This window comes from Rhizobium rhizogenes NBRC 13257 (genome assembly GCF_000696095.1).
In the GTDB taxonomy this organism is placed as follows: domain Bacteria; phylum Pseudomonadota; class Alphaproteobacteria; order Rhizobiales; family Rhizobiaceae; genus Rhizobium; species Rhizobium rhizogenes.
In genome coordinates this window covers 1-8,290 of sequence record NZ_BAYX01000033.1, presented here as the reverse complement: position 1 = coordinate 8,290, position 8,290 = coordinate 1, and the positions used below count along the sequence as shown (strand labels likewise).

The 8,290-nt window shown below is 57.8% G+C and carries 8 protein-coding genes; 3 read left to right on the top strand and 5 right to left on the bottom strand.

The annotated features are described in order from the left end of the window. Window positions 1–376: 376 nt before the first annotated feature. From RRH01S_RS32860 to RRH01S_RS33875, 3 genes are all read right to left on the bottom strand, one after another. Entirely contained in the window at window positions 377–2,128 is a 1,752-nt protein-coding gene (locus RRH01S_RS32860; protein WP_042477766.1) for a ShlB/FhaC/HecB family hemolysin secretion/activation protein, read from the bottom strand. Window positions 2,129–2,147: 19 nt separating this feature from the next. Then, complete coding sequence (locus RRH01S_RS32855; protein ID WP_042477765.1) at window positions 2,148–2,819, bottom strand: invasion associated locus B family protein; 672 nt, start codon at window positions 2,817–2,819, stop codon at window positions 2,148–2,150. Between the two features lie 185 nt (window positions 2,820–3,004). Continuing rightward, window positions 3,005–3,487 (bottom strand): DUF746 domain-containing protein, encoded by a 483-nt coding sequence (locus RRH01S_RS33875; protein WP_267880598.1) that lies wholly within the window; start codon window positions 3,485–3,487, stop codon window positions 3,005–3,007. Here RRH01S_RS33875 and RRH01S_RS35070 point away from each other — a divergent pair. Then, window positions 3,482–3,637, top strand: a complete 156-nt coding sequence (locus tag RRH01S_RS35070) for a hypothetical protein (protein ID WP_229202628.1) — start codon at window positions 3,482–3,484, stop codon at window positions 3,635–3,637. The two genes, RRH01S_RS33875 and RRH01S_RS35070, sit on opposite strands and share 6 nt — an antisense overlap. Before the next feature lie 392 nt (window positions 3,638–4,029). Further along, window positions 4,030–5,424: a surface-adhesin E family protein gene (locus RRH01S_RS32850; RefSeq protein WP_042477764.1), complete on the top strand. Its 1,395-nt coding sequence runs from the start codon at window positions 4,030–4,032 to the stop codon at window positions 5,422–5,424. Window positions 5,425–5,802: 378 nt separating this feature from the next. Here the strand turns inward: RRH01S_RS32850 and RRH01S_RS32845 are convergent, their stop codons facing one another. Both RRH01S_RS32845 and RRH01S_RS32840 read right to left on the bottom strand, forming a co-directional pair. Then, window positions 5,803–6,669: a nucleotidyl transferase AbiEii/AbiGii toxin family protein gene (locus tag RRH01S_RS32845; protein WP_042477762.1), complete on the bottom strand. Its 867-nt coding sequence runs from the start codon at window positions 6,667–6,669 to the stop codon at window positions 5,803–5,805. Beyond that, window positions 6,662–7,279, bottom strand: a complete 618-nt coding sequence (locus tag RRH01S_RS32840) for a type IV toxin-antitoxin system AbiEi family antitoxin domain-containing protein (RefSeq protein ID WP_034516992.1) — start codon at window positions 7,277–7,279, stop codon at window positions 6,662–6,664. The genes RRH01S_RS32845 and RRH01S_RS32840 overlap by 8 nt, the downstream gene beginning before the upstream one ends. A 658-nt stretch (window positions 7,280–7,937) precedes the next feature. Between RRH01S_RS32840 and RRH01S_RS34605 the strand changes: the two genes are divergently transcribed. After that, the gene (locus RRH01S_RS34605) at window positions 7,938–8,087 is read left to right on the top strand and encodes a hypothetical protein (protein WP_161600022.1); all 150 of its coding nucleotides are present in this window, start codon (window positions 7,938–7,940) and stop codon (window positions 8,085–8,087) included. The last annotated feature ends 203 nt before the right edge of the window (window positions 8,088–8,290 follow it).

Below are 8,290 nucleotides of genomic sequence, written 5' to 3'. Positions count from 1 at the left end.
GGTGACGATGTCGATCAACGGTACGCCGTTCGGGGCAGTCCCTACGCCCGGCTGGTTGGCGGCGGGTGCGGTGGTGCTTGCCGAAACCGACTGCGCATTTGCCAGCATCGGCTGGAAAACAAGCAAGCCGCTCAGCAAGATCGCGGTGAACTCTCGGGCCAACGCCAGTACGGGGCGTGATGACGTCGGTACTTTGCTATTATACCTTTTGATGTCTGCCACTGTCGTTCTGCCTCTTCCTAGAGCACGCTACTTAAGCGGTGAGCCATATTCATCGGACGCAAGGCCCGGCCAGAGAATTGATGTTGCAATCGGCGCAAATAGGTTGCGGCGGGTGCAGCCATGAAACTGGTGAATGTGCGGCTGGCGCCCATCGTCACCACCGCACCGAAGTGCTTACAAAAAACAGCCCGGCATCGCGCCGATCTGTCGTTCCGCCGAATATGTCCGAATAGCCGATATCGAAATTGACATGACCGCCGGCGAGCTTGGCGCCAGCCGTCCAGCCAAGCATGTCACCGCCATCAATGCGATAGCGCGCTTGGCGTGCGATCCGCCCGTAGTCGAGGCCGACATAGGGCCGGAATTCGCCGAGGATCTTCGCAAGCTCCGCGTTGTCGGCGAAAGGCTGTGTGCGCCAGACCAGATCGTTGCGGACGAAGAAGCCGTTATTGCCGTAAAGCATGGTCTCGCGCGTGCCGCGAACCGAGGAATAGCCGCCAAGCGAGATCTGCTCGGCCCCGAACAGATTGTCTGGCGAATATTGTCCGGTCACGATCGAATTGAGCTCGAAGCGCTGTTCGCTGACCTCGAAGGGCCGCGTCACCGTGATCGTGCCGCTGAACTTGGAGAAACGAGGATCGGCGTCACCTGCCCCGGCATCGCCAGGTGCGACGGCGTCGAAGAGATTAAGTCCCTGGCTGTAGGAGAGATCGAAGACCCAAAGGCCTCCCAGCATGCGGCGGGAATGGGAAATACCGAGATCACCGGCCGTATATTTGCGGCTGCCGACCTCTATTTTGCTGCCGAGCAGGAAATTGTTGGTTTCCTTGTAAGTCAGGCCAGTGTTGAGGGTGGTGATCGAATCCTTGTCGCGGAAAATCACCCGGTCGGCGCCGATACCGACCTGCTTGCTGTCGCCGGATGTTTGCAGTGTCCCGAAATTCCCCGGAACCGAACTGTCATAGCCATACCAGGAGCCATTCAGCGACAATGTCCAGTAGCCGTAGGGCACGCTGACATTGCCGGAATAGCTGTTGCTCTTGCCGACGCCATCGTCCCGCCAGGGGTAGTCCGGGCCGCTATGCTCGTAGGAAAAGTTCCATTGATCGTTGATGCCGAACAGATTGTCATAGCCGACCGAGGCCGAGGACTTGGAATATCCCGTCTGCTCCTGGCCGAGATTGCTGTTGCCGAAAGAGAGATGCCAGGGGTGATCCGGCTTGTTCTCGATATTGAGGATCGAGGTGCCGTCCGTCTTCCCCGGCAGCATCGCCGTCTTGGCGTTGTTGGACGAGAGACGGTTGATCTGATCGAGGCCCTGTTCGATATCACGCAGATTGGTGATGTGACCCTTCATACCGGGAAAGGCAGTCGCCAGCATGCCGGAGCCAGGGGCCGGCTTGCCGTTGATGTAGATGTCGGAGAGCGTGCCCTCGACCGCCACCAGGCGCAGCACCTTCGTTCCGGCGATATCCTGGGCCGGCACGTAGACACGCGAGGTGACAAAGCCCTTGTTGAGGTAGAGGTGCGTCAGGTCGCGCAATAGCGAGTTGATCTCACCGACGCCGACGCAGCGGTTCGCATAAGGTGCGGTCACCGTGTCGATAGCGGTGGCCGAAAACTGTTTGACGCCTTCCACCTCGACATGGGTGATGGCAAAGCACGGGCCAGCCTTCTGGCCACCAGATGCGGCCGGTTGCTGAGCCTCGGTCTGCGCCGGCTTCGGGGTCATCCGTCCCAAAGTCTCCAGACGCTGCTGCTCGGCCTCCTGCGCCTGCCGGCGGGCGAAGTCGTCATTTGGCGTCTGGGCAGCTGCAGGTGATATCGCAAAAATTACCGCCAACAGTGCGCTGGCGGTCAAAACGATATTGTGGCGAGGGGCAGCTGCGCGCCGGGCTGACGTCATAAGCCTGTCTGCCTTTACGTCAGTTGGAGGCAGACTTCTGCAGCGCATCCAATGCCGCCGACAGACCCTTCAGGGAGAACTTGATGTTAACCTTCTGGCCATTCATCATCTGCACATGACCAACCCCATCCGCCGCCTTGGCAAGCGCTGAGATCGTCTTTGTGTCCAGCTTCTGCTGTGACCAGCAGCCGGCCTGGTTGCAGTTGCGATAGGCCAGCTGCACAACAGGCTTATCAGCCGCGTCGATGCTCAAGCCTGCCGGCAGGTACATGTTGAGGGGCACGAGCGCGGTCAGCACCAGATCGCTTGCCGGCTGCTTTGCTGTCTTCTTGTCCGGTGCGGCCGGTGCATCGGCCTTGGCGATGGCGAGCGTCAGCACATTGACGTCCTGGTCACCCTGCTTCACCGTCGCGATCTGTGCCACTTCGCAATGCGTAGCTGCAGAACCGTCTGCGGCCTTGCCGTCGATGCAGCGATAGTACCAGTCGTCAAACTTCTGCACGCGGGCTTGTGGCGCCGGTTGTGTCTGTCCGGCGGCTGTCGCGGCAGGGCTTTGCTGAGTACCTGCATTGGCGGGTGCTGCCGGCTGTTCCTGAGCAAGGCCGAACGACGCGTATAGGGTTGATGAGATGAAGACCGCCGATGCGAGGGTCTTGACGGAAAATGCGTTAGCCAAAGTCGCAAACGTCATGCAAACCTTCCTGAAAGCAACGTCATTCAGCCGAGCGGAAAAGCCCGCCCGTCTATCGATCATCAAATTTCTGAAACAGCACTCAATACCATGTGCGGCTGATCATCAGCCTGGCTGTTGGATAGCAGAAATCCAATCTATGCATCAGAAAGTAGTGGGTGCACCGCACCAGTTATCACACGTTTTTAGGGAGGCGTGTTAATTCTACAACATTCACCTCCACTAATTGACATAATTAGTCGCAGCCGCCTCCTTCGATTGGCGATCGCTATTGAGCCTGCAGTTTCCGTCGTGACGACGGCGGGCGCTTCACCACGCGGTGCTCGATGGCGGAGATCGCCTCGCCCTCGCGCAGGGCCTCCGATAGGCGACAATATCGGCCGCAGTTGTCGCAACGGCATTTCCGCTCGCCGGTGTCCGAAGCAAAGCCGCGATAATGCATCGTGTCGGCCGAGCCGCACCTTTGCCTCCCAGTAACCGGAGGGATCGAGCTCCGGGATCCACTGGCGCATGCGCTTCACCCAGCGGATGACTGTCACCACCTTGACGTCAATCATCTCGGCCGCATCGGTGATAGGCCGCTGCTGCGACAGCAGCCGGACGAATAGCTCCAGCTTTCTGAACTTCAGGCCCGACGGCGGCGTGCCGGTGGTGCGGCGGAAGTGCACATCGCAGGCGAGGCAGCGGAAGACGGGGAGACCGGCTTCGGATGGGCCGCCCGCGCGGACAACACCGTCTCGTCGCCGCTGCATACGGTGGCACCTCAGGCACCTGTTGAATTCCGCGCAAAATTCGCCCAGTTTGCCATCTCGCCGTGACCGAGCGACCGTCATGAAGCGTAATGTCTTCATTGCCTTGTCTCAAGTCGATCCTGGTCAGCACCAAGCAGGAAGGCGGATCAAATCACGGCGGGGTTCAACACACAGATGTTCGGGGCAATTCTTGATGCTGAAACGCACATGGAGCAAGCGATGTGTCTCGCTCACGCGATTGCGCTAGCTGTCGTAAAATTCTAAAAATGCAAACATTCCAAGTCTCCACCGGCATTGACTCTCTCTAACCAGCCAGGGATTTGTTCCCGATCGGCAAGATTGCGCGCTGCAGGGAGCACGCCGTATTGGCAGGCCAGCCCCTGATCCAGTTCTCATCAATCATACGTTCAATCTCCAATCTAAGAATTTGATATCGAATCGAAAGGAACAGGGTAACCATGTCGTTGGAAGCGCACGTTGTTGGTAAAATTGCTCTTGTTTGCTTTTTGCTTTTTGGTCCTTCGGCAATTGCGGGCCAGTGGGAAACGATCGCTACAATGCCAGGCCTCGAGTATTTGCCTGAATCCGCCCACCGGATTGGAGACCGTGTCTATCTCATACATCGGAATACCCCTCGTGAAGGTGCGGCAAACTTTGTGATTGCCGATGACCTTGATTGCCAAAATCAGGCACTGCGCATTTCCTGGGCGAATGGTAGTCTCGGTAAGGTCACAGGCCGCTATTACAACAACGGCAAGTCACAGGACCGTTATGCGTCGGTCGATTTCAAAGCAGCTGATACCGACCAGGTCTTCTACGACTGGGCCTGCAAGCTGCCTCTTCAACCAGAACGTCTAGTCAATGTGAGGACCGAGCAAGAGGGAGCGCTCACCCAGGTCGATATCAGCAGTGTGAAACGAATAGGAGCGGTGGCAACCCTTTGGATGCGTCACGACTATCCAACGATCAATTTCGATCCTCCTTACAATGCTCCGTTTGACTCGAAGCGTGAGTTCGTGCGGCTGAATTGCGATACGAGCCGGTATAGCATCCTGGTGGGATACGACTTTATGCCCGATGGAACAGTGACCGACGGGATGATCGCTCCGGAGGAAGACACGGCGCTGACACCGTCAGACAGCTATGCAGCCGCCAAAGAAATTGCATGCAATACATCGATGGATCTGAAAAGCTTTGCCGGAATAGGTGGAATTACGAGCAGGCCAAAACCGCCGCTTCCACCTAAGCGCGGAATAGAAGATGTGGCGATCCCCACGGAAGTCGCCAAAGCAGTCGCAAGGCTGCTGTCCATTCTGCCTGACGAACCTGTTGTATCGGAAGCCAAGATCACTCAAACGAGCAAAAGCAGCTTAGTGCAGACCAGCAGACAGGTGATTGTCGTTATCAAACCTAAGAAGGATGGAACCACACGCGTTCAGGAAATCTACGATCGGGGGGTCTCCGTCGACCGTGAAGTGTTGGGGCCAGTCCAGTTGAAATCCAAAATGAACTCGAACATGGCTGAAGCCAGTGACGTTACACTTACCACATCGCTGACGGTGAATTCAGGAACCTGGGCTGCAGGTCAGGAGTTCTCCTTTGAGATTGAAATGCCCGCCACCGCTGGGCCGAAGAAATTCGAAATGTCGTGCAAGATCGGTGAACCAATCGAAGCAAACACCATTCACAGGTCCCTTGCAGGTCACGCGTGGCCTCTCGAATGCGATCGGAAAGGCGATAGCAAGATGAGAGGATACTATGTCGGCCAGCTTCGCTATTTCTTTGTAGCCCACAGCGAGTCTAGTTTGGGAAGGTCAGATTCTACGATCGACGGCATAGAAATCGGTCGTTAGCCCGTTTCTCCGCGCGCTGCACCCGTCCAACGCCGCCTAGATCATTACATTGATTGCGTTATGAAGAAACTGGTTTCGGGGGGCAGGCTTTGCCCCGTTCGTTGCTTCGGAGGGTCCAGTGGGCTGTCCGACCGAGCGTTGCTCGAGCGCGCCTCACCCTTCAGGTTCTGATCCTGCCGAGCTACCGGTCTTGGTGATGTTCTTTGGAAAGATTGGTTGCGGGGCTCGCAACCAACGATTCCTACGATTGGTTGAACGGCCCATCCCAAGGCTAGCGGCTTAGGCTGTCGACCTAAGCCCGGTTCGAATCCCCCCAGACAGTCATCCTCGCCGAAGCGCTCCATGGCACGATATATTCGATGGTAGACACCAAGCCGCTCATTTGCTCCGGCTCGCGGCTGCGGCATGAGGCATCAGGAATCCGGCGATATCCGTGATGACATCCATCAATTCACCCGGGTTATGGGCAACGTCTTCAACAAACGCTCGCCATTGCCGTTGCTTTTGCTGATCCTGGGCAAATGCTTCCGTTAAAGCATCCGGTAGCACCGTTGGGATCGGCGTCTCACGCCGTTCGAAAGTGCCGGTAATTGCCCGCACCAACCTGTCATTGCTGAAATCGAACGACCTGCTGAGAATCCAGATGTCGTAGAAATCTTTCATCCGAGTGTTGGCACGCCCCAGCGCCACCATCGCCTGGAATTTCTCGGCAATGACAGTCTCCCGGGCGTAGCCCCGCAGCCGGGGCATGGGAAAGTCCAGCATCGAAGGATAGTCCAGCTCCTCGGTGCCAGGCTCCAGCGCATCGCCAAAGCCGATGTCGATCGTCAGGCTGATCCGGGCGCCGCTGATCGAAGCTGTCGTCCTCAGCCTCAGCCCGCCATATTCCAGCTCTTCGCGAATGCGGTCGACGCGAAGTGCGTCAGCGTCGAACTCGACGCCATCGCTGGCGTCCTGCGCCAGGATCTCCCGAAACGTCGCCAGCATTAGCTCCGCACTCGGATCACCGAAACCCAGCAGATCAAGGTCGCGCGTGCCGCGGTGTGGGTCGTCGAACCAACTCATCATCAACATGGCGCCCTTCAGCACGAAACGGTCGGCATGGCTTGACCGGCTGAGTCGGAAGAGCAGCCGCTCGAGGGCGAAGCGGGTCAGAACCAGGTCGAAGCTCTGGCCACTTGCCTTGGCGAGTTGCAGCAGACGTGCGCGCACCGAGGCGCCGATGTTCTTGATCTCTTTAGCCATTGGCAGTCAGCGCCTCGATATACGGCCGGATGACCGTGGCGACACCGCCACGCTCGGCCTGCCTGGCAATTTCACCGGGGGTGGCCTTACGCTGACGGAGCACTTCTTGGAGGCCCTCGATCGCCACCGACAGACCGATCTTGTTGCGATATCGGAAACAGTCCGCGATTGTTTTGACGATCCCAAAGACCTTTACGGGCACACCTTCGACGACATGGGTCTCTACGCTTTCATTGAGCAGTCTGTCGGTGAAGCGCACGATCCGAATAGGCGTACTGTCGGGTTTGGGAGCCCAATCCTTCCGCCCTATCGCCAGCCACACCTGCTTCGGAAGCTGGTCGGTCAGGCCGTGGAACGCGAGGGCCGACACAAGGCAGACAACACCCTTGGGTAGGCGTTTAGCGGCCTCGGCCAGACTGTGGTTGGCGTCGAGCGGCGCGTCGGAGAGCTGATAAAGGCCCCGTGCAAGCCGGAGCACCTCCCCATCCCGCTCCATGCGGCTCATCGTGGCGGCCGTTACGCCAGCATCGCGCAGCTCTACAAGACGCGCGATCCCACGCGCCGTCAGGAGGGCGTGGGCGATTTGGCGCTGGGAGATAGATTCGGGCATTGATACGATAGCTCGGAACTAAGGACGTATAGTCCGAGGATTCGTATCAAATTCCAACGATCAAGGGAAGCTCTGGCAAGCAGCAACTTTTCAATCGAGCGCCTCTACCATACATCCCAACGCGGCGCCTAGACTCCAGTCGGTCATTCGAGGCAAGTAGCGCCGCGTCAGATATGCGACCCAAGCTCCGTGCGTCCCACATCTATGCCCCTAAGGCTCAAGTTTGGCTGTATTTCGACTTATATCGCTCCTCGGGTACCAGCCACTCTTCAAGATAGTCGAAGGGATCCAGCGTACCGAGCATGGCTCTCGCCAACGCGAGACGTTCCGTGAGCTGGGCACGTCGTTCAGTCTCCACGCCCTCCAAACGTCTCTCCGCCTCCTGAAAAGGCGTTCGACGGACATTGCTGCCTCCCACTTATTCATGAGGTCCGAGAGCTGCTTCTGGCTCTCTGCCAACGCTTGAGAACTGACCGGCTTCCTCGACGGTGCGGAAGAACCACCTCCCCTGCTCCATCCCAATCTGGCAAAGCATTATCATGAGGAGATTGCTGCCCTCCACGACCAGCTCGGTGATGAAGAAACTCGGGCACAAGCCGCCGATAAACTTCGCGCGCTGGGAAGCCGTATCGATCTCATACCCGATAGGACAGAACTGGTGATCGTACTGCGCGGCGGTCTTGCCGCGATCCTTACCTTCGCATCTGGCAAGAAGAAACTCGAGTTTCTCAACGAGAAGGCAATCCTGGAAGCACTGATGGGCCGCGCCAGGACGATTGAAGGACAAAAACGCAAAAAGCCCGCTTGATGCGGGCTTTCGGATACTGGCACTTTGGGAAGATTGGTTTCGGGGGCAGGCTTTGCCCCGTTCGTTGCTTCGGACAGTCCAGTGGGCTGTCCGACCGAGCTTTGCTCGAGCGCGCCTCACCCTTCAGGTTATGGTCCGTAGGACGACGAGCTACCATCGCCAGCGAAGATGAAGTCTTCGCGCCAGCGATAGTTGTTCTTGTG